Source organism: Corynebacterium sp. HMSC056F09, from assembly GCF_001815785.1.
GTDB classification, from domain to species: Bacteria; Actinomycetota; Actinomycetes; order Mycobacteriales; family Mycobacteriaceae; genus Corynebacterium; species Corynebacterium hiratae.
Map to the genome: position 1 here is coordinate 106,712 of NZ_KV821930.1, position 20,133 is coordinate 126,844.

Sequence of the window (20,133 nt, forward strand, 5' to 3'; positions counted from 1 at the left end):
CTGCTAGCTCCTAATCAGGCTCATGACCTCCGCGCGGGAGGCCGCATTCTTCTTGAATCCGCCGCGCACCGCGGATGTCGTCGTGGTCGCCCCCGGCTTGCGGATACCGCGCATGGCCATGCACAGGTGCTCGCACTCGATGACGACGATGACGGACTGCGCGTGGAGGACCTCCACCAGCGCATCGGCGATCTGGCTGGTGAGGCGCTCCTGGACCTGCGGGCGCTTTGCGTACATGTCCGCCAGGCGAGCCAGCTTGGACAGGCCGGTGACGTGGCCGTCGGAGCCAGGGATATAGCCGATGTGCGCCGTGCCGTAGAAGGGCACGAGGTGGTGCTCGCAGGTGGAATAGATGGGGATATCGCGCACGAGGACGAGCTCTTGGTGCTCCTCGGCAAAGGTCTTGTGCAGGACCTCAGTCGGGTCCTGGTGGAGACCTGCGAAGACCTCGGCATAGGCGCGGGCCACGCGGGCCGGGGTCTCGCGCAGGCCCTCGCGGTCGGGGTCCTCGCCCACTGCGATGAGCAGCTCGCGGATGGCTGCTTCGGCGCGCTCGTGGTCGAAGTCGCGCTGCGCCGGGATGTTATCGCTCATTGGTGTCGCCATCCTTGTACGGGTTGTTGCGGTGTTCATGTTCTCCCCAGCCGGGAGCGCCCCAGGCGTGCTCCTCCGGCTTGGCGTGGCGGCCGCGGCGTTCCGGTTCGCGTGGCTGCGGCTGGTGTTCTGGTTGGGGCTGGGATTCTGGCTGCGATGCGGCGGCATCCGGCACACGCGGAATCTCTTGGGTGTCCTCGTGGCTGGGGTCAGCCTGTTCTGGGGCAACAGTTTCTTCCTGCGCCCCATCGCTGACCGCTTCGTCTGCGCTGAGCTCGCGACCGGTGGGCTCGGTGATATCGGACTCGCCGAAGAAGGTATTGCCCTTCTCCGGATCCACGTAGTCACCCGCGTGCTGGCCGAAGCTGAAGCCAATCTCCTCGACCGATGCCTCCGATGTCGCGGCGGCGGCCTCGTCACCGTTTTCCTTCGCGCGTTCGAGCTCCGCGTGGCGGCGCTCGCGGGCGGCACGGGAGGCGTCGAGAAGCGTCATGCGCTTCGGCAGCTCCTCGCCGCGCTCCTGGGCAAGCTCGACCGGGGTCTTTACCGGCTCGCGGCCGGCCTGGCGCGGGAAGCGAGCGTCCTCGTTCGGGAAAACGTCGAAAGCCTCGCGCGGCTCGATGCCCTCGAAGATGCCCTCGAGGTCCGGGCGGCGCAGGGTTTCCTTCTCCAGGAGCATCTCGGCGAGCTTATCCAGGTAGTCGCGGTGCTCGGACAGGATGTCATAGGCCTGCTGGTGCGCGCGGTCCAAGAGGTAAGCCATCTGCTCATCAATCTTGGCGGCAATGGCATCGGAGTAGTCGATGGTCCCGCCGCCACCCATCTGGCTGAAGGGATCGCCCTGCTCCTTGCCGTACTTGACGGTGCCTAGATCCGGCGAGAAGCCGTACTCAGTAAGCATGGACCGCGCAATCTTGGTGGCGTGCTCGATATCGGAGGAAGCACCGGTGGTCGGTGCGCCGAAGACCAGCTCCTCAGCGGCACGGCCACCCATGGCGAAGACGAGGCGCGCGAAGAGCTCATCGCGGGTATACATGCCCTTGTCATCTTCCTGCGCGGTCATGGCGTGGCCGCCGGTGCGGCCGCGGGCCAGGATGGTGACCTTGTAGACGCGCTCAATGTCCTTGAGCGCCCAGGCGGCCAAGGTATGACCGCCCTCGTGGTAGGCGGTGACCTTCTTTTCATGCTCGGAAATGATCTTGCCCTGGCGGCGCGGGCCGCCGACGACGCGGTCGGTGGCCTCCTCCAGCGCGTCATAGGTAATGACGTTGCCGCCGATACGGGCGGTGAGCAGGGCAGCCTCGTTGAGCACGTTGGCCAGGTCCGCGCCGGACATGCCGGCGGTGCGCTTGGCCAGCTGCGCCACGTCGACCTCCTTGGCCAACGGCTTGTCCTTGGCGTGCACGCGCAGGATCTGCTCGCGGCCGGCCAGGTCCGGGTTGGTCACCGGGATCTGGCGGTCGAAGCGGCCCGGGCGCAGCAGCGCCGGGTCCAGGATGTCCGGGCGGTTGGTAGCGGCGATGAGGATGACTCCCTCACGGTCACCGAAGCCGTCCATCTCCACGAGCAGCTGGTTGAGGGTCTGCTCGCGCTCATCGTGTCCACCGCCGGTACCGGAGCCGCGCTGGCGGCCCACGGCATCAATCTCATCAACGAAGATGATGCACGGGCTATTTTCCTTCGCCTGCTTGAACAGGTCGCGCACGCGGGAGGCACCGACGCCGACGAACATCTCCACGAAGTCGGAGCCAGAAATGGAGTAGAAGGGCACACCGGCCTCGCCCGCCACGGCACGGGCCAGCAAGGTCTTACCGGTGCCCGGCGGGCCGTAGAGAAGTACGCCGCGCGGGATCTTCGCGCCGAGGGCGTGGTAGCGCTCCGGATCATCGAGGAAGTCCTTGATTTCCTGCAGCTCATCCACGGCCTCGTCCGCACCGGCCACATCCGCGAAGGTGTTGGTCGGCATATCCTTGGTCAGCTCCTTGGCCTTGGAGCCGCCAATGCCAAACATGCCGCCAGCGCCCTGCTGCATGCGCGACATCATCCAGAACAACAGCGCGAAGAGCAGCAGCATCGGCAACAGGAAGCTAATCATCGAGCCGATGAAGGAATCCTGCGTGACCTTCGTTTGGTACTTCTCAGCACCGGAGTCCTTGACCGCGTTAAAGACCTGCTCGGAGGCGCGTGCCGGGTACTTGGCAATGACCTCCTCGATGCCCTCCTGCTCTTCCACCGTCACCGGCTTCTTGAGCTTGAGGCGCAGTTGCTGCTCGCGGTCGTCGATCTGCGCTTCCTCGACGTTCTTGGAGGTCAGCTGCTCCATGGCCACCGAAGTGTCCACCTGCTTGAAGCTGCGGGCATCGTTGGTAAAGAACGTGAATGCGTACAGCAGGATGAGAACCAGGCCCGCGATGGAGCCGTAGCGGATGATGTTCTTGTTTTTCATTAACTACCTTGCACAATTGCGGCTTAAAGCGCCGGACAAGAATAAAGATTAATCGTTGCTGTAGACCGCCGGATGCAGCGTACCTACATAGGGCAGGTCACGGTAGCGCTCGGCAAAATCCAGGCCATACCCCACGACAAACTCGTTGGGGATATCGAAGCCTACATCGAACAGGTCAAGCTCTGCCTTAACCACCTCTGGCTTGCGCAACAGGGTGACCACCTCAAGGGATCGTGGCTGGCGGCCCTGCAGGTTACGGATAAGCCACGACAAAGTCAGGCCGGAATCAATGATGTCCTCCACGATGACCACATCGCGGCCCTCGATATCGCGGTCCAAGTCCTTCAGAATGCGCACAACCCCCGAGGAGGAGGCCGAGTTGCCGTAAGAGGAGACCGCCATGAACTCCAGCTGGGACGGGATAGCCAGCTTGCGGGCGAAATCCGTCAGGAAGAAGACCGCGCCCTTGAGCACGCAGACCAAGATGAGGTCATCGTCGGCATTGCTGTATTTCTTGGACACGCGATCCGCCATCTCTTGGATGCGCGCCTGAAGATCGTCTTCGGTGATGAGAACGTTTTTGATGTCCTCTCCATAAGGATGGGCGGGGACGGCTAAATCATGGTTATCGTGCACGTGAGCGCTCCTTTGCTGACCGAGGCAATAGTGACAGTTTGCCACCAACGCGTGCGACTTCCAACCTTGTACCTTTCTTTTCCCCACGGACGGCGACGGGGCCTTGGCCATGCCACTGCGTGCACAGGGCATCGATGCCGCGCACCGCCTCGCGCGTAACCTCTATTCCCTCCTCGCGCAGCCACGCAGCGATCGCCCGGCGGCGCTTCGGTTCTGGGAGAACGGCCAGCTCGGCGCAGTCGGTGGTGGGGTGGGTGCTGAGGAGGACGTCGTCAAGCGCGGCGTCGTGGGCTGCCTGGGCTAAGGCCGGGACGGGGTCACCGCCCACGATCTCCTGCAGCCGCGGGAGGAGCTCGCGGCGCAGGGCCACGCGGCGGAAGGCTCGGTCCTGGTTCTGGGGGTCCTGCCAGACCTCCAGCCCCAGCTCCGCGCAGGCGGCCTCGGTCTGGGCGCGGCGCACGCTCAGCAGGGGGCGCACAACGCGCACGCCCTCCACCTCGGAGCGCTCGCGCATGCCCGCGACCTTCCCCCGCAGGGCACCCAGCAGCAGGGTTTCGGCCTGGTCATCAGCGGTATGCGCCACCGCCACCTCACCCCAGGGCGCGAAGGCACGGTACCGGGCGGCGCGGGCTTCGGCCTCCACGGAGCCTTGCTTGCCGACGTCCACCCGCAACACCTCCGCCCCCGCCCCCAAGGCGCGGGCCTGCTCGGCAGCCCGGCGCGCCTGCGCGGCCGAGCCTTCCTGTAAGCCGTGGTCGACGCAGAGCGCTGTCACCTCGTGTCCTTCGGCCACGAGAGCGGCGGACAGCGCCAAGGAATCGGCCCCGCCGGACAAGCCCACGGCGATGGCGCGTGGCTGCTCACCGACCACGGCGCGGGCGGCGACGCGGCACGCCAAAAAGTTGGGGCTTCTGCGCGGCCAAAAAGGTTTCTTAGAAGTCATGGAGGGCAGCGGCGAGAGCATCTTGGGCTTGGCGGGCGGAGGTGACTTCGCCGTCGTTGACTAAGAAGGCGAAGGCGTACACGCGACCCGACTGGCCCTGGGCGGTGCCGGTCAGCGCGGAGGTTCCCGTGAGGGTGCCGGTTTTGGCGCGAACGTACCCGCGGGCCGGCGAATCGGGGTAGCGCTGGTAGAGCGTGCCTTCGCCGCCGGCGAGGGGCAGGTAGCCCAACAACGGGCGCAGCTCCTCGGTGGCTACGGCCTGGTCCATGATGTGGGCGAGTACGTCGGCGGGGATGCGGTTATCGCGGGACAGGCCGGAACCGTCTTTGAGGGTGATGCCGCTGATGTCGATGCCGTGGCCTTTAAGCACGTCGAGCATGGTTTTCGTGGCGCCCTCGAAACTTGCTTCCGCGCCCTGGCTGACGGCCAGCTCGCGGGCGATGGCCTCCGCCATGACGTTGTCGGAATCCTTCACCGCTTCCTGGGCGCGCAAAGCCAACGGCTCAGATTCTGTAGCTGCGATGACCTCGGTGTTCTCGGGCGCTGAGCTCGTGTCCGCCTTGTCGGTTCCCAGGCGGGAGGCCAACGCGCGGGCGACGTCGAGGGCCGGCTCGTGGGAGCGCGGAACGTCGCCGGTCTTCTCCCCAATGCGCCCGCCGTAGAGCATGGCCGGCTGGATGGGGGCGACGAAACCGCCGTCAATATTGTCATCATCCCAGCCCGGTGCCTGGTCGGGCCCGGCCCAGATGGACGTGTCGATGGAGACCCGCGTGACGGTATCCATCTTCTGCTGAATCTGTTCCGCCAGCTCATCGAGGCGCTCGTCCGTCAGCCAGACATCGCCGGCGGCCTTGATAACGACCTCGCCCTCGTGCTCCCCTGCGACTACTTCGGTGGTGAGGCGCTCTTCTTCGTCGAGCTTGAGCGTAGCCGCGGCGAGGGTGAGGACCTTGGTGGCGGAGGCCGGGGTTAGCGGCTTTGCGGGCTCGCGTTCCCACAGCACGTCGTGGGTGGTGGTGTCGATGATCTGCCCGCCGAAAGTGGCTAGAGCCTTGTCCTTGCCCAGCTCATCCAACCTGGCTTTAAGCGCGGCGGCGTCGATATCGCCGGGCTCGACGGGCTGGACCAGTGTTGTGGGTTCTTCCTGCTTGTAGGGCTGGCCGTGGTCCAGGTGATCGTAGGTGCGCTGGATTTCTACGCCCAAGGCGGCCGTCGCCGCGACGGCTCCCGCCGTGACGAGGGCCGCAGTACTCCACCAGACATGCTTAGCTTTCATCGCCCTTTAGACTAGCGCGGTAGACTAAGCGGAGCACATGCCAACCTATTAGTTATGGAGGATTCAGCCGTGAGCGTTGAAGTAACCATCGAGATCCCAAAGGGCTCCCGCAACAAGTACGAGATCGATCACGAGACCGGCAAGGTCCACCTCGACCGCTACCTGTTCACCCCGATGGCCTACCCGGCTGACTACGGCTTCATCGACCACACCCTGGGTGAGGACGGCGACCCGTTGGACGCGCTGGTCATCCTCCCGGAACCGGTCTTCCCCGGCGTTGTCGTTGAGGCTCGTGTCCTCGGCGTGTTCAAGATGACCGACGAGGCCGGTGGCGACGACAAGCTGCTCGCCGTCGTCGATGACCCGCGCTGGGAGCGCTACCAGGACATCAACGATGTAGAGCAGCACATCAAGGACGAGATCGAGCACTTCTTCACCCGCTACAAGGACCTGGAGCCGAACAAGGAAGTTACCGGCTCCGGCTGGGGAGACAAGGCTGAAGCAGAGAAGATCCTCGAGGAAGCCAAGGCTCGCTTCAAGTAAGCAGCCGCGTTCCGCATGCCGGCGACGGCACTGTCAGGTACGTTTTGGTAAATAGGGGCTGAAAACCTACCAGTTTTTCGCCACTATTTGCGAAAACGTACCTTTTTCGTTCCGGGGGGAACATTGATTGAGATTTATCGGGGGCGCGATGTCTCCCGCGGGGCTCGGCGCAAGGGGGCCATCAAGATTGCGAATGGCTTTTACCTCTCAGAGGAGCCCACACCGCTTCAGCTAGCACAAATCATGTCACGTGAATGGCCCGATTTAGCGCTTGATGGCTATTCCGCCGCGCGCCGGTACCTAGAACAGCCCCTTCAATTCCCGCTCGAGTTTATCCGCGACTCCACTCTCCCATCGAGCACTTATTTTCGCAGCAGGCGGGCACGGCCTAAAGCGCTGGGCAGCATGAATCGGGTGAACGTCTGCAGCCCACTGCAGTGTGTTGAGGCGATGGCGCAGGAGGATGCCGTGGCCTTCATCGAGGCCTTCTTCGCCGGGCCGCACGGGCGTTCGCGCATCGAGACCGAGCAGCTGGACTTTCGCCGCCTGCCCAAGCACACGCGCGAAGTTCTGGAAAAGGCCATCGTCGGAGCGGATAGCAAGCCGGAGCGCGACCTGACCAGGGGCCTTGAGCCCCACGTCAAAGTCCGCAACAACGTGCGGATTGGGCCCTACCGCTGGGACTTGGTGCTGGAGGAACACAAGGTCGCCATCGAGGTGGACGGCTACGCCTATCACAAAGGCGAGAACCGACAGCGTTTCGAAATCGACCGCCAAAAGCTGAACGACGCCGTCCAGCGCGGCTATCGGCCCCTCCACTTCACCGCCGCCACGATTGAGTACCACCTCGACGTCGCCGTCCAGCAGGTTCTCGCGGTCATACAAGGGCGGGGCAGTTTCGTGGCCCCGCCGTGGACATGGCACCACTACTGGCGGTGGGAAGGCGAGCGTTGCGGCTAGATCGCCGCACCACACTTAGGAGCCGCAGTGGGAGGCGAGCCAGCCGTCGAGCTCGGATTCGGGTGCATCGGGAGCGATGGGATCCTCGGCGAACTCCTCGCCCGTGCGCGCCTTGTCCTTGGCCGTGGTGAGCATGAGCGAGCGGCCGTCCGGATAGTCCAGGACCACGTTGGCGGAGGCGTAGCCGGCGGTCGGCTTGCCAAAGGTCCGTGTGTTGTCCAGCCCGCGGAAGGCCAGGAGGGTGGCTTCGGCGGAGGAGGCGGTCTCGTCGTCGGTGAGCACGGCGACGGGAATGTTCAGCTTGCCGCCCGACGTGGTGGTGGGCGTGCCACCGCCGGTAACGGAATTACCGTCGATGACCACGTCAGAAGTAGTCATTCGGCTGACGAAGGAGAGGGCGGTGCCATCCGGCAGAAGGGGGCTTAAGCCCGCGTACATCGGGCCCATGTCCCCGCCGTCATTGCCGCGCAGATCCACCACGGCAGCACAGGCCTCCGGGTGAGAGGTCAGACCGTGGGCCAAAGTGTCGGCGTAGGCTTGGCCGTCATCGTGGCGGCCGATGGAGGGCACGGTAGCGCGCAAGACGCCATCGTTGAAGTCAACCGAAGGCTCAGCGCTTTCGGCGGCCTTTTCCTTTTCGGTGCTAAAGACTTTGGAGTGCTTGCCACCGGCAGCGTTGATGGCGGCATCGAGGAGCTCAGCGTTCGTGGGGTCCGCTTTGAAGGCCTCGCGGGCGCGCTGGAATTCTTCGCTCTCGCCATAGATTCCGGAGATCGCGGCAGTATCCACCATCGCAGTGTTGATGCGCTTCTCGCTGGCATTGAAGAGGAAGTAGGGCTTGCCCAGCAGCGCCCCGCCATAGGAGGGGCCGAAGAAATACACGGCCGCGGCCACAGCAACAAGAGCAACGAGAAAGAGTCCGCCGAAGATTTTCAGTACCGTTTTCATTCTTTTCGACCTCCAGTCCGCAGCACGTAGCCGCGCAGGGGTTCAACAAGGACAATGGCAAGCAGCGTGACCAGCCAGCCTATGGCCAAGAAACCGAAGGCCATGAGCAGACGGCCAAGAACGTCGACATCGCTTTGCTCGACACTGGAGAAGAACATCAGTGAGGCGATCCCACCGCCGAAAAGGAAGCCGAAGAAGCTCAATCCCACCACAGGCCCCATGATGGTCAGGGCACCGGAGCGGAACTGGAAACCGCGCGGCACACCCATGAGATCCAGAGAGCGGATGAGTTCCTTGTCTTCGAAGATGCCGGAGACCTGCCCCAGAATGATGGACATGGTGGTCAGCGTGAAGCCGAAGATGAGGGTTAATAAGACGCCGGTGGAGATGTCCTTAAACACCACGTTCATCCCCGGGTCCTCTTTGAGAACCATGGCCAAGGCATCAGAGCCTAGGGGCGCCGCAACGAGGAAGCCCGCCAAGTAGCCGAAGAACGCGATGGCCGCACTCCGCTTCCACGCCGGGCGCGCATTGCCCGCCACTCGCTGGCAGGCCACGAAGTGCGCGGTGCCAGGAAAGAGAGACATGATGTGTGCGCCGAGCTGCAAGATAAAAGGGGAAATGAGGTTGATGCTCATCACCATGCCAAACATGACCACGATGACCATGGCGGTCGGCGGTCCCGCCTTCCCGGAGAGCAACACACCACCGATACCCGCGATGATGAGGAAGACGATGACGCGCCACCAGCGATAGGCCGCGGGCATCTGGCGCTTGGCCACACCCAGGGGGCTCACGCGCACGCGCTGCATGCCGACGAGTGCCGCACCGATGGCCAACACAAAGAGCACACCGGCCACGGCCAGATAACCCCACCACGGGAGGAGAATCTCGGATACAGCAATAGAACGCATCTGGAAATCCACCTGCGTAAAGACCGGCGCGACGAGCAGGCTGATAAGCCCGCCGAGCACGATGCCGAGGATGGCTTGCAGGCCGGTCTCCACGATGGCCATGCGCTCCACCTGGCGGGAGCTCAATCCCAACAGGCGCAGGGTGGCCAAGCGCTGCTCCCGGCCGGAGGCGCCGAGGACGGCGGCTTGGGCAGTGAGGTTAAACAGCGCCGGAAGAATGAAGGCGCAGGCCAGCAGGGCCAGGGCAAACCACGGGTAGAGGAAGGCCTCCATCTCGTCGCCGAAAGCCTCCTGCAGAGCGGGCGCGGCCTCCTCGACGTGCTGAGCGCGCTCCCAGAACATCCAGGTACCGCCCGCAACCAGGAAGGCGATGGCGGAACCGATGGTCAGGCTCACAATCGCCAGCAAAGAAACGATACCCGTTCCGGAGCGCGCGCGAATCGATTCGCGCTGCAGGTCAAAGACTAAAGTCGCGGTGTTCATCGGATCACCTCGAGGCGGCGGTCGTCGTGGATGATGCCATCGCGAATCTCCACGCGGCGCTGCATCCAGTCGGCCACCTTCGGGTCGTGCGTGACCATGACCAGGCTGGCACCGGACTGGCGCACGATGGTAGTCAGCATCTGCATGACCTCGTGACCGGTGGACTGATCCAGCGCACCGGTGGGCTCGTCGGCGAAGACCACACCCGGGTTCGCCACCAGCGCACGCGCAATGGTCACGCGCTGCGCCTGGCCGCCGGAGACCTGCGCCGGGCGACGCTCCGCCAAACCGCCCAATCCCAGCTGGTCCAGCAGCTGCATCGCGCGCTTGCGCGCAGCACCGCGCGAGACCCCGTTGAGCATCGCGGGAAGCGCTACGTTGTCCACGTTGCTCAGCTCCGGCAGCAACTGGCCGTCCTGGAAGACGAAGCCGAAGTTGCGCAGGCGGAGGCGGGAGCGGGGGCCGTCGCCAAGCGCGGAGAGCTCCTCATCCCCGTAGCGCACGCTGCCGTGCGTGGGGGTCAGCACGCCGGACATGCAGTGCAGCAGCGTGGACTTGCCGGAACCAGACGGTCCCATGACGGCCACGAGCTCGCCCGGTTCAACGTCGAGGGAGATTCCGGCGAGCACCGGGCCGCCGCCGAAATCCTTGGTGATGTCTGTCAGGGAAAGTGTCTGTGCCATGTCTCTCATTTCACCGTCTCGGGCCCTCTTAAAGAACAGTCCTAGCGTTGCTCTTTAAGGTAGTGCCAGCACTACCCCTTCCGCAGGGGCGGGCCACTATGCTGGGCCTGTGTTCCGAAGAAAGCCCCAGCCCACCAACCATGAGCAACAGCAAGCACAGAAGATTGCGCAGCTCACGGCCTCGCGCCGCGCCATCGCGGATGCCTACGAGGTGGAGCGCGCCCGCATCGAGCGCGATTTGCACGACGGCGCGCAGCAATACCTCGTGGCCGCGAGCATGAAGTTGGGGGAGGCTCTTCTCGACGCCCCCTCTGACCTCGCCGAGCTTCTCACCGCTGCCAAGCAGGACGTGGACCGCGGCCTGCACTCCCTGCGCGCCACGGTGCACGGCATCCACCCACAGGTCCTGCAGGACCACGGTTTGGTGGCCGCGCTTGCCGACGTCTCCTCTTCCCATGGCCCCCACGTCAGCGTCTTCGCCCCGCATCCGCTGCCGGAGCTCTCCGCCTCCGTGCTGGCCTGCGGCTATTTCTTCGGTGCGGAGGCGTTGACCAACGCGGCGAAGTACGCACCGGGTGCCCCGGTTTCTGTTTTGGTGACCGCAGATGCCTCCTTGAAGATTGCGGTGGTGGATGAGGGCCCCGGCGGCGCGCAGGTGATGCCGGGCCACGGCTTGGCGGGGATGGCCGAGCGCCTCGCCGCTTTTGGCGGGGAGATGACTTTATCTTCTCCCCCGGGCGGGCCGACCCGGGTAGCAGCCTCGATACCTCTTCTTCTCAATCGCGGACAGTCAGGAGTTTAAAGAAATGAGTTTGAGAATTGTGGTGGCGGATGATTCCGCCATTCTGCGCGAGGGCCTCGCCGGCCTTCTGGAGCGCCGCGGGCATTCAATTGTGGGCCAGGCGGACTCTGCCCCTTCGCTCGAGGCCGTGGTGGATACACTCCGCGACGAGCTTCCGGACATCGTCATCACAGATGTGCGCATGCCGCCAGGCATGGGCGACGACGGTTTGAAGGCCGCCGTGAACTTAAGAAACGCATACCCGGGTCTGCCCGTTATGGTGCTCTCTCAGTATGTGGCCCCCGCATACGCGGTGGAGCTCTTCGATTCCCCCGATGCCGGCACCGGCTACCTGTTGAAGGACCGCGTCTCCGAGGTGCGGGACTTCCTCTCGAGCCTGGACGTGGTGGCCCAGGGCGGCACCGTCATCGACCCCACCGTGGCGCAGGCTCTCATGAGCTCTGGGCGCAGCGGCCTGGGCGAGCTCACCCCGCGCGAGCGCGAGGTCCTTGAGTTGATGTCCCGCGGCAAATCCAACAAGGACATCGCCACGGATCTCGTCTTGTCTTCCGCCGCGGTGGCCAAGCACGTCTCCAACATCTTCACCAAGCTGCGCTTGGACCCCAGCGAAGACAACCGCCGCGTGAAAGCCATTCTGGAGTACCTCTCAGCGCACCGCTAAAGCCAGCGCCACGTTCACGCGACGTTTCTACGATCATGCCGCCCTACGTTCATGCCTCACTACCTACATTCACGGTAAATAAGGCCCAGATTTTCGTGATTTTTCACCCCTTATCTACCGTGAACGGCATCAATCGTCCGCTTAACACCTCACACAAAGAACCGGTGCCACATCCACGGCGGGTCCAGATACCGCTTCGTTCCTTTTGCCACCCCACGCACTTGTTCCACCACCTTATCGAGGTGGTGCTCAATCGTGGTCGCGGTGAAGTGGAGGGGCGTGTAGCCGCGATGTACGGCGTCATTCAGTTTTTGGCGGTCGAGCTCGAACTGGCGGCGGTTTTCCCCTCGGTGATAGGCGTAGCCGTCGACCTCGATGGCAATCTTGTATTCCTCTAGAAGGAGATCCCACCGGTAGGGCCCAATTTTCGCATTGTTGCGCACCTTAAAGAAGGGCTCCAAAGCCCGGGTAAGAGCCCGCTCGGGCACACTATCGGCACCGATGACTGCTTTCTCTAACACCCGCCGAGTGTGCTGCGGGAACCTTCGAAAGTCCATGGAGAGCAGTTTCAGCCGCTTTTCCGCGTCCCTACCAGACAGAAACGTTTCTAAGAACACCACCGCGTGCTTTTCCTCCATCGCCTCCACCGCCTGTAGTGGATTGCACACGTTAATCCCGTCATAAGGGAATACCCCCTTTGGTCGAGCGCGGCGAGCGACATAGAAGCGCGTATCCTCCAGCCCTTTTTCACGAATGAGCTGCAGTGGAAACTCAGGTTTCCGCTCAAGAAGCACCATCGCCGCGGAATACCCGTCCAACGCACTGTCTGGCCAATGCCGGCTGAGCACTTGTGCTAGCTCGTAAGCAGTTGGTTCCCGTGGTAGATACAGCCCACGGGTGATTTTTGTTGCCTCACCTTTAGCCGCCGCCGATGGACCCGCGCGACCGACAATCTTGTCCATGAGAATCCCCTCCGATTGCAAGCCCCCACCCCTGCTGTTCACACTACAGTGCCCCACCAGCCTCACCACCGCACCCGCGTAAGCTGGTGCGCATGCAGAACGTACAACCCACCGAAGTACCCGAGAACGCCCAGCTCATCGACGTCCGCGAGGACCACGAGTGGAACACCGAGCACGCCCAGGGCGCCACGCACATCCCGATGGGAGACCTAGTCGAGCGTCTCGACGAGATTGACCCGGACCGCGATATCTACGTCATCTGCCATGCAGGCGGGCGCAGCATGCAGGTCTGCCAGTACTTGGAGCACGCCAAGGGCTGGGACGTCATCAACGTCGAGGGCGGCACGGATGGTTGGAAAGCACAAGGCTGCCCTATGGTTTACCCAAACCACTAGTGGTACCATTTGCGGTACCATACAGGTGTGGCTCCCAAGATAGAAAAGATCCTCATTAAGATGCGGACTTCACGGACAAACGTCCGCTTCTCAGAGCTGCAACTTGTGTGCGACTTCCATTTCTAGGAGCAGATCATGAACCTCGCAGACAAATACACCTACCAAACCGCTTGGTCCGAAGAAGATGGAGAATTCGTTGCCACAGTCCTAGAGTTCCCCTCCCTCTCATGGCTCGACGCCACTGCGGCCACCGCAGAAGCCGAGTTGCGCAGCGTCGTCGAAGAAACTCTAGAAGATATGCAACGCAACAATGAACGCATCCCGGAACCATTCGGGCAGCGAAGCTTTTCGGGGAAGTTCAACCTCCGCATACCTCAGTCACTTCACCGAGACCTAACCATCGAAGCAGAACGGGAAGGCGTTTCTCTCAACACACTCATCGTGCAGAAGCTAGCCTCAGCCTGAAACTAATGGGCCACAACCCATGATTTAAGTTTGCCACCTTAGGCGCGTAGTATCGTCGGCATGCCTTCATTGAATTCTGTATCCATTCCGACCGCGCTCTTGGAGTCCCCCTCCTTCCAGCTGGAGCGCCTCCGCCGCCGCACCCGCGAAGGCGTCGAGGCCGCGCTGCAAACGCAGCAAACCACCCTGCGCGAGTACTGGGTGCTCACCTGCCTCGTTGCGGAGACCGCGTCCTCCCAGTCCGCACTGTCGGAGACCTTGGCCATCGACGCCTCCGACATGGTGCGCCTGCTCGATTCCCTGGAGTCCCGCAGCTGGGTCAAGCGCGAGCGCGATGCCAAAGATCGCCGCCGCCAAATCATTGCCTCCACCAAGAAGGGCGTGAAAGCCCACAAGGAGCTTGCCGTCCTGGTGTCGAAGGCCGAGGACGAAGCCCTCGACGAATCCACCAACAAGCAGCTCAAGCATCTGCGCAAGCTGGCCGCCGCCATCATCGCGGCGGACGCACCCGCTGATACCGAAAGCGGTGATGCTTAAATGACAGAGCCCGAAAACCTTCCTAGTACCGGGGGCCGCCACGCCCTCCGCACCGATGAGCCCGAGACCCCAGCGATGCCCGAGGTCCCTGAACACTACCTCCTCGGCGACGAGGCCGCTCCCGCGCGCACCCTGTGGGACATCGTTAAGACCACCGCTGAGCACTACCCCGAGGCCGCGGCCCTCGACGACGGTGAAATCCTCACCTACGCCGAGCTGCTTGCCGACGTCTCCGCATGGGCCACCGAGCTCCACGCCAGCGGCGTGCGTCGCGGAGACCGCATCGGCATCCGCATGACCTCCGGCAAGCGCGAGCTCTACCTGGCCATCCTGGCCACGCTCGCCGCCGGCGCGGCCTACGTGCCGGTCGACGCCGACGACCCCGATGAGCGCGCCGAGATGGTCTTCGGCGAAGCCGACATCGACGGTGTCTTCACCGATGAGGGCTTCCGCATGCTGCGCGAGGCGCGGCGCACGTCCGATGACAAGGGCGGTGGAGACGGCGCGCTTTTCGACGAGCCACGCCCCGAAGACACCGCGTGGATCATCTTCACCTCCGGATCGACGGGCAAGCCCAAAGGCGTGGCCGTGAGCCACCGTTCCGCGGCCGCCTTCGTGGACGCCGAAGCTGCCCTCTTTTTGGCGGATAGCCCGCACGGCCCCCTCGGCCCGGACGACCGCGTCCTAGCCGGCCTGTCCGTGGCCTTCGACGCCTCCTGCGAGGAAATGTGGCTGGCCTGGGGCCACGGCGCCTGCCTGGTCCCGGCCCCGCGCTCCCTGGTGCGCTCCGGCATGGACTTAGGCCCCTGGCTCATCCGCCGCGACATCACGGTGGTCTCTACCGTGCCGACCTTGGCCGGCCTCTGGCCCGCCGAGGCCCTGGACAACATCCGCCTTCTCATCGTCGGCGGCGAGGCCTGCTCCCAGGAGCTCACGGACCGCCTGGCCACCGAGGACCGCGAGATGTGGAATACCTACGGTCCCACCGAGGCCACCGTCGTGGCCTGCGCGCAGCGCATGCTGCCGGGCAGGCCCGTATCGATTGGGTTGCCGCTGAAGGGTTGGGATCTGGTGGTCGTCGATAAGCACGGCGTCCCCGTGAACATCGGTGAGGTGGGCGAGCTCGTCATCGGTGGCGTGGGCCTGGCTGCCTACCTGGACCCGGTGAAGGACGCGGAGAAGTACGCGCCGCTGGAGTCCCTGGGTTGGGAGCGCGCCTACCGCACCGGCGACCACGTGCGCCTGGAAGAGGACGGCCTGTATTTTGTGGGCCGCGTCGATGACCAGGTCAAGATTGGTGGCCGCCGCATCGAGCTCGGTGAGGTAGAGGCCAACGTCGCCGCGCTCCCGAACGTGTACAACTCCGCCGTGGCCGTGCAGAAGACGCCGGGCGGCGAGTCCGTGCTCGTCGGCTACGTCTCCCTGGATGACCCGGATGCCGGGTTCGACCACGAAGCGGCACACGCCCGCCTAGCGGAGACCATGCCGGCAGCGCTCGTCCCGCGCATCTGCGTCATGGATGAGCTGCCGATTCGAACCTCCGGCAAGGTGGATAAGAAAGCCCTGCCGTGGCCGCTGCCGGGAGTGGGCGTGGAGGCAGACGGCCTCAACCCCACCGAGCAGTGGCTGGCGGAGCTGTGGGTGGACACCCTGGGTGTTTCCGTGGAGGACGTCAACGCAGACTTCTTCTCTCTCGGCGGCACCTCGCTGGCCGCGGCGACCTTGGTCGGCCGCATCCGCGAGCGCTTCCCCACCGTGGCCGTGCGCGACCTCTACGACCACCCGCGTCTGGGTTCGCTGGCAGAGCAGCTTGCTGGTGCCGAGTCCGTCGAAGACGCCGGGCCTGCCCGCGAGGTCAAGCCCGTCGGCGCTGGTACACGCGTGGCCCAGACGCTCATCCAAATCCCCGTTATGACGCTGGCTGCCACGACGTGGCTGGCCTGGCTGCTACTGGGCTCCAACCTGGCGAACCTGCTGGGCGTGGAGTGGGCCATGACCACCCCGTGGTGGCTGGTCATCCTTCTCCTCGTCATCTTTGTCACCCCCATCGGCCGCATCCCCATCGGTGGTTTCGGCGCGCGGCTGATCACCGCCGGCATTAAGCCCGGCGAGTACCCGCGCGGCGGCTCCACGCACCTGCGCATTTGGGCAGCGGAGCGCTGGGCGGATGCTTCTGGTTCGCGCTCGATCGCGGGCGCTACGTGGGTCAACAACTATGCCCGCGCGCTGGGAGTGAAGATGGGCCGCGGAGTGGACCTGCACTCGCTGCCGCCTGTGACGGGTCTGCTGACCTTGGGCAAGCACGCCGCGATTGAGCCCGAGGTCGATCTCTCCGGCTACTGGCTCGACGGCGATATCCTGCACGTCGGCGCCATTGAGGTCAAGGAAGGCGCTCGCGTGGGCGCGCGCTCGACGCTGCTCCCAGGAACCGTTGTGGGCAAGGATGCCCACGTCGAGGCTGGCTCCACCGTCACTGGGCGCAAGAAGATCAAGGACGGCCAGCGCTGGTCCGGCTCGCCTGCCAAGAAGGTGGGCCGCTCCAAGCACCGCTTCCCGTCGCATGCCCCGAAGCGCCGCCCGTGGTGGGTAGCCATCTACGGCGCTACCTCTATCTTGCTGGCCTTCCAGCCCATCGTGGCGCTGGCCGTGGGCGCTGCTGTCGTCGTGGGGCTCATCGCGGTGACCGATGGTTCCCCTTACGTCGGATCTATCTTCTTCGCTCCGCTCGGTGCCCTGGCGGCGTTTGCCACCTTCATGCTGCAAACCTGGCTGGGCGTGCGCATCCTCTCGCTGGGTATCAAGCCCGGTGTGGCACCGGTGCGCTCCGCCAAGGGCTGGCGCCTGTGGGCCATCGAGCGCCTCATGGATGATGCCCGCACGCAGCTCTTCCCCATTTATGCTTCCCAGATCACCCCGGCCTGGCTGCGCTCCCTGGGCGCCACAATTGGCAAGAACGTGGAGATTTCCACGGCCGTTATGGTGCCCAAGCTCACTGAGGTCAAGGACGGCGCATTCTTGGCGGATGACACCATGATCGGCGGCTATGAGCTCGGCGGCGGCTGGATGCTTACGGGTGAGACCAAGGTGGGCAAGCGGTCCTTCGTGGGCAACTCCGGAATCACCGGTCCGGGCCGCAAGCTGTCGAAGAACTCGCTGGTGGCTGTGCTGTCCTCGACGCCGAAGAAGACCAAGTCCGGTGCCAACTGGTGGGGTTCCCCGCCGGAGCGCATGCGCCGCGTGGAGGCCCACGTGGACGGTGTGGAGGGCGAGTCCCTCACCTACAACCCGGGCTTTGGGGTCAAGGCCGCGCGTGGTGCGATTGAGACAATGCGCCTGCTGGCGCCGATGGCCTCGGCCATGCTGCTGGCGGGCACGTTGGCAACGCTCTACGCGCTTGCCGACGCCCTCAGCATCGCCGCCGCCTGGGCCCTCGGCGGTGTCATCCTCATGGTGGCGGGCGCCATCGCGATGGCGATCACCGTGGCGGTCAAGTGGATCTGCGTGGGCACGCAGACCGCCGGCGACCACCCGCTGTGGTCCGCCTTCGTGTGGCTCAACGAGCTGCAGGACACCTTCGTGGAGGCGGTTGCCGCCCCGTGGTTCTTCACCCACACCTATGGCATGGGTGAAATCAACCAGGGCCTGCGCGCGCTGGGCGTGACGATTGGCCGCGGCGCGTGGATTGATTCTTATTGGTTCCCGGAGACGGACTTGTGCTTCGTGGGCGAAGGCGCGTCCGTTGGCCCCGGCACCGTGGTGCAAACGCACCTCTTCCAGGACCGCGTCATGAGCCTGGATACCGTCACCATCAAGGCCGGCGCCACCCTGGGCTCGCATTCGGTGGCGCTGCCTGCCTCGGTCATCGGCAGCGTGGCAACCGTCGGCCCCGGCTCGCTGGTCATGCGCGGCGACCAAGTCCCGAGCAACTCCGAGTGGCAGGGCAACCCGATTGAGCCCTGGAAACACTAGGTAGGCAAAGAAAGGAGGCGGCAGGATTTCCTGCCGCCTCTTCTCTTTATGCCTGGTGCAAATTCGCGAGCCGCTAATGAGCGGCCCGTGCGTGGTGACTAGTCACCGATCTGGTCGCGACCACGCTTGACGATCTTGTCATCCACCTGGTCAACGAGCTCGTGGTCCTTGTTGGTGTACTCAAACTTGGAGAGCACGTAGCGCATCGCGTTAATGCGGGCGCGCTTCTTGTCGTTGGACTTGATGGTGATCCACGGAGACTCTTCAGTATCGGTGTAACGGAACTGCTCCTCTTTGGCGCGGGTGTAATCATCCCACTTATCCAGAGAGGCCAAGTCCATGGGCGAAAGCTTCCACTGACGAACCGGGTCGATCTGGCGGATGGCGAAGCGGGTGCGCTGCTCCTTGCGGGTCACGGAGAACCACAGCTTAGTCAGCGAAATGCCGGAGCCGAGAATCATGTTCTCCAGCATCGGAACCTCGCGCAGGAACTCTGCGTGCTGGGATTCCGTACAGAAGCCCATGACGCGCTCCACGCCGGAGCGGTTGTACCAGGAGCGGTCAAAGAAGACGATTTCACCGCCGCACGGGAAGTGCTGAATATAGCGCTGGAAGTACCACGACGTGGATTCGCGCGGGGACGGCTTCTCCAGCGCTACGGTGCGGGCACCACGCGGGTTGAGGTGCTCGTTGAAACGCTTGATGGTGCCGCCCTTACCTGCGGCATCGCGGCCCTCAAAGAGGATGATGTGGCGCTGGCCGGTTTCCTTGGTCCAGTTCTGCCACTTCAGCAGCTCGATCTGCAGGGAGCGCTTGATGGACTCGTACTCATCGCGCGTCATGCGCTCTTCGTATGGGTAGTTCTCGCGCCAGGTCTCAACCGGCGAGCCATCCGGCATGATGAGCGTGGGATCGTCTTCATCGGAGTCATCGACGACGTAGCCGTCGGTCTGCGCAAGGTCGATCTCGGGGAGTTCGTCGTCTTTAATGTCAGCCATGCCAATAATTCTATCTATGAAACAGGCATCCGGCGCGATAAAACTGGTTGCCGCCGCCCAATTTACCCCCGTAGTGGCAAACGGGCGTCAGCAGCAGCCCAGAATGTACGTTTCTCACAAATAGTGCCCCCAAAACTCGAAGATCGGGGGCCTTAAATGATCGATCCGTACCCGCCCCGCTTACGCGATGGTACGTTTTCGCATGCAAGGTCCGGAAAGCGCATGATCCCAAGGGCATGTTTGCGAAAACGTACCGCGGCACTGCGCTAGCCCAAGGGTTCTGGAAATGAGAAACCCCGCTGCCCAAAGTGGGACAGCGGGGTTAACGCTTAGTTCTGCGTGAACAGCGTGCTGCTTAGAGCAGGCCGATCAGCTTCTTGGCGCCGGAAGCAGCGTCGCCCAGAGCGTAGAGAAGCGGCAGGATGAGGCCGAAGATGCCGGTGGAAGACAGGGTTTCCATTTTAAAATCTCCTTGGGATTGAAAGTGTGTGTATTAAGTGCGCCCTTCAGAAGGGCACAAGATTACTTCGTGGAGGACAGGGCGTCCAGCTTGGAGGTGTCCGGGGTTACCTCAACGGAGTCAGCGGTAGCAGCACCAGCGATGATGTCGAAAGCCTTAGCGAAGCCCTGGAAGAGGTTCTTGATGCCGGAAGCGAAGTCAGCGAAGTTGCCCAGCTGATCAGCAACGAAAGAAAGATCCATTATGGTCTCCTTTTGTGAAGTCCGGACTCAGAAGTGCCCGGAGGGGGTTTGCGGTTTTGCAGACACCCTCAACGGGCGTCACAGGAAACTATTTTGGCACACCTCCCCGACTTTGCAAGCGTTTAGGCTAGTTAATTTTTCGGGTGAAGATTATTGCGGATCAAGCATGCAACGAGCGTTATTTATTCACCCGACCTTAACCTAACCAGCAACAAC

General features: G+C 63.6%; 19 protein-coding genes. 8 read left to right on the plus strand and 11 right to left on the minus strand.

Annotated elements, in window-relative coordinates; translation table 11 throughout:
* Positions 1 to 3: 3 nt before the first annotated feature.
* The 5 genes from folE to dacB are packed head-to-tail and all read right to left on the minus strand — an operon-like array spanning position 4 to position 5,895.
* Positions 4 to 594, minus strand: a complete 591-nt coding sequence (gene folE, locus HMPREF3056_RS06450; protein WP_046647199.1) for a GTP cyclohydrolase I FolE — start codon at positions 592 to 594, stop codon at positions 4 to 6.
* Positions 584 to 3,040 carry an ATP-dependent zinc metalloprotease FtsH gene (gene ftsH / locus HMPREF3056_RS06455; protein ID WP_070516212.1) on the minus strand — a complete coding sequence of 819 codons (2,457 nt, stop codon included), beginning with the start codon at positions 3,038 to 3,040 and terminating at the stop codon, positions 584 to 586. The genes folE and ftsH overlap by 11 nt, the downstream gene beginning before the upstream one ends.
* A 48-nt stretch (positions 3,041 to 3,088) precedes the next feature.
* The gene (hpt, locus tag HMPREF3056_RS06460) at positions 3,089 to 3,676 is read right to left on the minus strand and encodes a hypoxanthine phosphoribosyltransferase (RefSeq protein ID WP_049154711.1); all 588 of its coding nucleotides are present in this window, start codon (positions 3,674 to 3,676) and stop codon (positions 3,089 to 3,091) included.
* Positions 3,666 to 4,619 (minus strand): tRNA lysidine(34) synthetase TilS, encoded by a 954-nt coding sequence (gene tilS, locus HMPREF3056_RS06465; protein ID WP_083317787.1) that lies wholly within the window; start codon positions 4,617 to 4,619, stop codon positions 3,666 to 3,668. Before tilS ends, hpt begins: the two co-directional genes overlap by 11 nt.
* The gene (dacB, locus tag HMPREF3056_RS06470) at positions 4,609 to 5,895 is read right to left on the minus strand and encodes a D-alanyl-D-alanine carboxypeptidase/D-alanyl-D-alanine endopeptidase (protein ID WP_070754354.1); all 1,287 of its coding nucleotides are present in this window, start codon (positions 5,893 to 5,895) and stop codon (positions 4,609 to 4,611) included. The genes tilS and dacB overlap by 11 nt, the downstream gene beginning before the upstream one ends.
* Before the next feature lie 69 nt (positions 5,896 to 5,964).
* Between dacB and HMPREF3056_RS06475 the strand changes: the two genes are divergently transcribed.
* Both HMPREF3056_RS06475 and HMPREF3056_RS06480 read left to right on the plus strand, forming a co-directional pair.
* A complete protein-coding gene (locus HMPREF3056_RS06475) occupies positions 5,965 to 6,438 on the plus strand; it encodes an inorganic diphosphatase (protein WP_010188812.1) in 474 nt (157 codons plus the stop codon).
* A gap of 405 nt (positions 6,439 to 6,843) precedes the next feature.
* Positions 6,844 to 7,398 carry an endonuclease domain-containing protein gene (locus tag HMPREF3056_RS06480; protein WP_232760907.1) on the plus strand — a complete coding sequence of 185 codons (555 nt, stop codon included), beginning with the start codon at positions 6,844 to 6,846 and terminating at the stop codon, positions 7,396 to 7,398.
* A 15-nt stretch (positions 7,399 to 7,413) separates the two neighbouring features.
* Here HMPREF3056_RS06480 and HMPREF3056_RS06485 read toward each other — a convergent pair whose 3' ends face one another.
* The 3 genes from HMPREF3056_RS06485 to HMPREF3056_RS06495 are packed head-to-tail and all read right to left on the minus strand — an operon-like array spanning position 7,414 to position 10,426.
* Complete coding sequence (locus HMPREF3056_RS06485) at positions 7,414 to 8,346, minus strand: S41 family peptidase (protein WP_070511126.1); 933 nt, start codon at positions 8,344 to 8,346, stop codon at positions 7,414 to 7,416.
* Complete coding sequence (locus HMPREF3056_RS06490) at positions 8,343 to 9,743, minus strand: FtsX-like permease family protein (protein WP_070511129.1); 1,401 nt, start codon at positions 9,741 to 9,743, stop codon at positions 8,343 to 8,345. The genes HMPREF3056_RS06485 and HMPREF3056_RS06490 overlap by 4 nt, the downstream gene beginning before the upstream one ends.
* Positions 9,740 to 10,426, minus strand: coding sequence for an ABC transporter ATP-binding protein (locus HMPREF3056_RS06495; RefSeq protein ID WP_070754355.1), 687 nt, complete (start codon positions 10,424 to 10,426; stop codon positions 9,740 to 9,742). The genes HMPREF3056_RS06490 and HMPREF3056_RS06495 overlap by 4 nt, the downstream gene beginning before the upstream one ends.
* A gap of 109 nt (positions 10,427 to 10,535) precedes the next feature.
* Here HMPREF3056_RS06495 and HMPREF3056_RS06500 point away from each other — a divergent pair, with 109 nt between their 5' ends.
* Together HMPREF3056_RS06500 and HMPREF3056_RS06505 are read left to right on the plus strand one after the other, a co-directional pair.
* Positions 10,536 to 11,228, plus strand: a complete 693-nt coding sequence (locus tag HMPREF3056_RS06500) for a sensor histidine kinase (RefSeq protein ID WP_070754356.1) — start codon at positions 10,536 to 10,538, stop codon at positions 11,226 to 11,228.
* Positions 11,229 to 11,232: 4 nt separating this feature from the next.
* Positions 11,233 to 11,889 carry a LuxR C-terminal-related transcriptional regulator gene (locus HMPREF3056_RS06505; protein WP_070754357.1) on the plus strand — a complete coding sequence of 219 codons (657 nt, stop codon included), beginning with the start codon at positions 11,233 to 11,235 and terminating at the stop codon, positions 11,887 to 11,889.
* 149 nt (positions 11,890 to 12,038) lie between these two features.
* Here HMPREF3056_RS06505 and HMPREF3056_RS06510 read toward each other — a convergent pair whose 3' ends face one another.
* Positions 12,039 to 12,851 (minus strand): endonuclease domain-containing protein, encoded by an 813-nt coding sequence (locus tag HMPREF3056_RS06510; protein ID WP_070511135.1) that lies wholly within the window; start codon positions 12,849 to 12,851, stop codon positions 12,039 to 12,041.
* Between the two features lie 92 nt (positions 12,852 to 12,943).
* Between HMPREF3056_RS06510 and HMPREF3056_RS06515 the strand changes: the two genes are divergently transcribed.
* The 4 genes from HMPREF3056_RS06515 (at position 12,944) to HMPREF3056_RS06530 (ending at position 18,217) form a co-directional block, all read left to right on the plus strand.
* A complete protein-coding gene (locus tag HMPREF3056_RS06515; protein ID WP_070511137.1) occupies positions 12,944 to 13,246 on the plus strand; it encodes a rhodanese-like domain-containing protein in 303 nt (100 codons plus the stop codon).
* Between the two features lie 135 nt (positions 13,247 to 13,381).
* Positions 13,382 to 13,711 (plus strand): type II toxin-antitoxin system HicB family antitoxin, encoded by a 330-nt coding sequence (locus HMPREF3056_RS06520; protein WP_070511139.1) that lies wholly within the window; start codon positions 13,382 to 13,384, stop codon positions 13,709 to 13,711.
* A gap of 60 nt (positions 13,712 to 13,771) precedes the next feature.
* Entirely contained in the window at positions 13,772 to 14,248 is a 477-nt protein-coding gene (locus HMPREF3056_RS06525; protein ID WP_049154701.1) for a MarR family winged helix-turn-helix transcriptional regulator, read from the plus strand.
* On the plus strand, positions 14,249 to 18,217 hold the full coding sequence (locus tag HMPREF3056_RS06530) for a Pls/PosA family non-ribosomal peptide synthetase (protein WP_070754358.1): 3,969 nt from the start codon (positions 14,249 to 14,251) through the stop codon (positions 18,215 to 18,217).
* A gap of 98 nt (positions 18,218 to 18,315) precedes the next feature.
* Here HMPREF3056_RS06530 and ppk2 read toward each other — a convergent pair whose 3' ends face one another.
* Positions 18,316 to 19,215 carry a polyphosphate kinase 2 gene (gene ppk2 / locus HMPREF3056_RS06535; RefSeq protein ID WP_046647187.1) on the minus strand — a complete coding sequence of 300 codons (900 nt, stop codon included), beginning with the start codon at positions 19,213 to 19,215 and terminating at the stop codon, positions 18,316 to 18,318.
* A gap of 522 nt (positions 19,216 to 19,737) precedes the next feature.
* On the minus strand, positions 19,738 to 19,917 hold the full coding sequence (locus HMPREF3056_RS06540; protein WP_046647186.1) for a PorH family porin: 180 nt from the start codon (positions 19,915 to 19,917) through the stop codon (positions 19,738 to 19,740).
* Positions 19,918 to 20,133 lie beyond the last annotated feature (216 nt).

What these genes read in the sequence shown, in the direction of transcription:
- dacB (WP_070754354.1), bottom strand. Translation starts at nt 5,895, where the DNA reads ATGAAAGCTAAGCATGTCTGGTGGAGTACTGCGGCCCTCGTCACGGCG.
- HMPREF3056_RS06495 (WP_070754355.1), bottom strand. Translation starts at nt 10,426, where the DNA reads ATGGCACAGACACTTTCCCTGACAGACATCACCAAGGATTTCGGCGGC.
- HMPREF3056_RS06520 (WP_070511139.1), top strand. Translation starts at nt 13,382, where the DNA reads ATGAACCTCGCAGACAAATACACCTACCAAACCGCTTGGTCCGAAGAA.
- ppk2 (WP_046647187.1), bottom strand. Translation starts at nt 19,215, where the DNA reads ATGGCTGACATTAAAGACGACGAACTCCCCGAGATCGACCTTGCGCAG.
- HMPREF3056_RS06485 (WP_070511126.1), bottom strand. Translation starts at nt 8,346, where the DNA reads ATGAAAACGGTACTGAAAATCTTCGGCGGACTCTTTCTCGTTGCTCTT.
- HMPREF3056_RS06525 (WP_049154701.1), top strand. Translation starts at nt 13,772, where the DNA reads ATGCCTTCATTGAATTCTGTATCCATTCCGACCGCGCTCTTGGAGTCC.
- HMPREF3056_RS06480 (WP_232760907.1), top strand. Translation starts at nt 6,844, where the DNA reads ATGAATCGGGTGAACGTCTGCAGCCCACTGCAGTGTGTTGAGGCGATG.
- HMPREF3056_RS06510 (WP_070511135.1), bottom strand. Translation starts at nt 12,851, where the DNA reads ATGGACAAGATTGTCGGTCGCGCGGGTCCATCGGCGGCGGCTAAAGGT.
- HMPREF3056_RS06490 (WP_070511129.1), bottom strand. Translation starts at nt 9,743, where the DNA reads ATGAACACCGCGACTTTAGTCTTTGACCTGCAGCGCGAATCGATTCGC.
- tilS (WP_083317787.1), bottom strand. Translation starts at nt 4,619, where the DNA reads ATGACTTCTAAGAAACCTTTTTGGCCGCGCAGAAGCCCCAACTTTTTG.
- HMPREF3056_RS06530 (WP_070754358.1), top strand. Translation starts at nt 14,249, where the DNA reads ATGACAGAGCCCGAAAACCTTCCTAGTACCGGGGGCCGCCACGCCCTC.
- folE (WP_046647199.1), bottom strand. Translation starts at nt 594, where the DNA reads ATGAGCGATAACATCCCGGCGCAGCGCGACTTCGACCACGAGCGCGCC.
- HMPREF3056_RS06540 (WP_046647186.1), bottom strand. Translation starts at nt 19,917, where the DNA reads ATGGATCTTTCTTTCGTTGCTGATCAGCTGGGCAACTTCGCTGACTTC.
- ftsH (WP_070516212.1), bottom strand. Translation starts at nt 3,040, where the DNA reads ATGAAAAACAAGAACATCATCCGCTACGGCTCCATCGCGGGCCTGGTT.
- HMPREF3056_RS06505 (WP_070754357.1), top strand. Translation starts at nt 11,233, where the DNA reads ATGAGTTTGAGAATTGTGGTGGCGGATGATTCCGCCATTCTGCGCGAG.
- HMPREF3056_RS06515 (WP_070511137.1), top strand. Translation starts at nt 12,944, where the DNA reads ATGCAGAACGTACAACCCACCGAAGTACCCGAGAACGCCCAGCTCATC.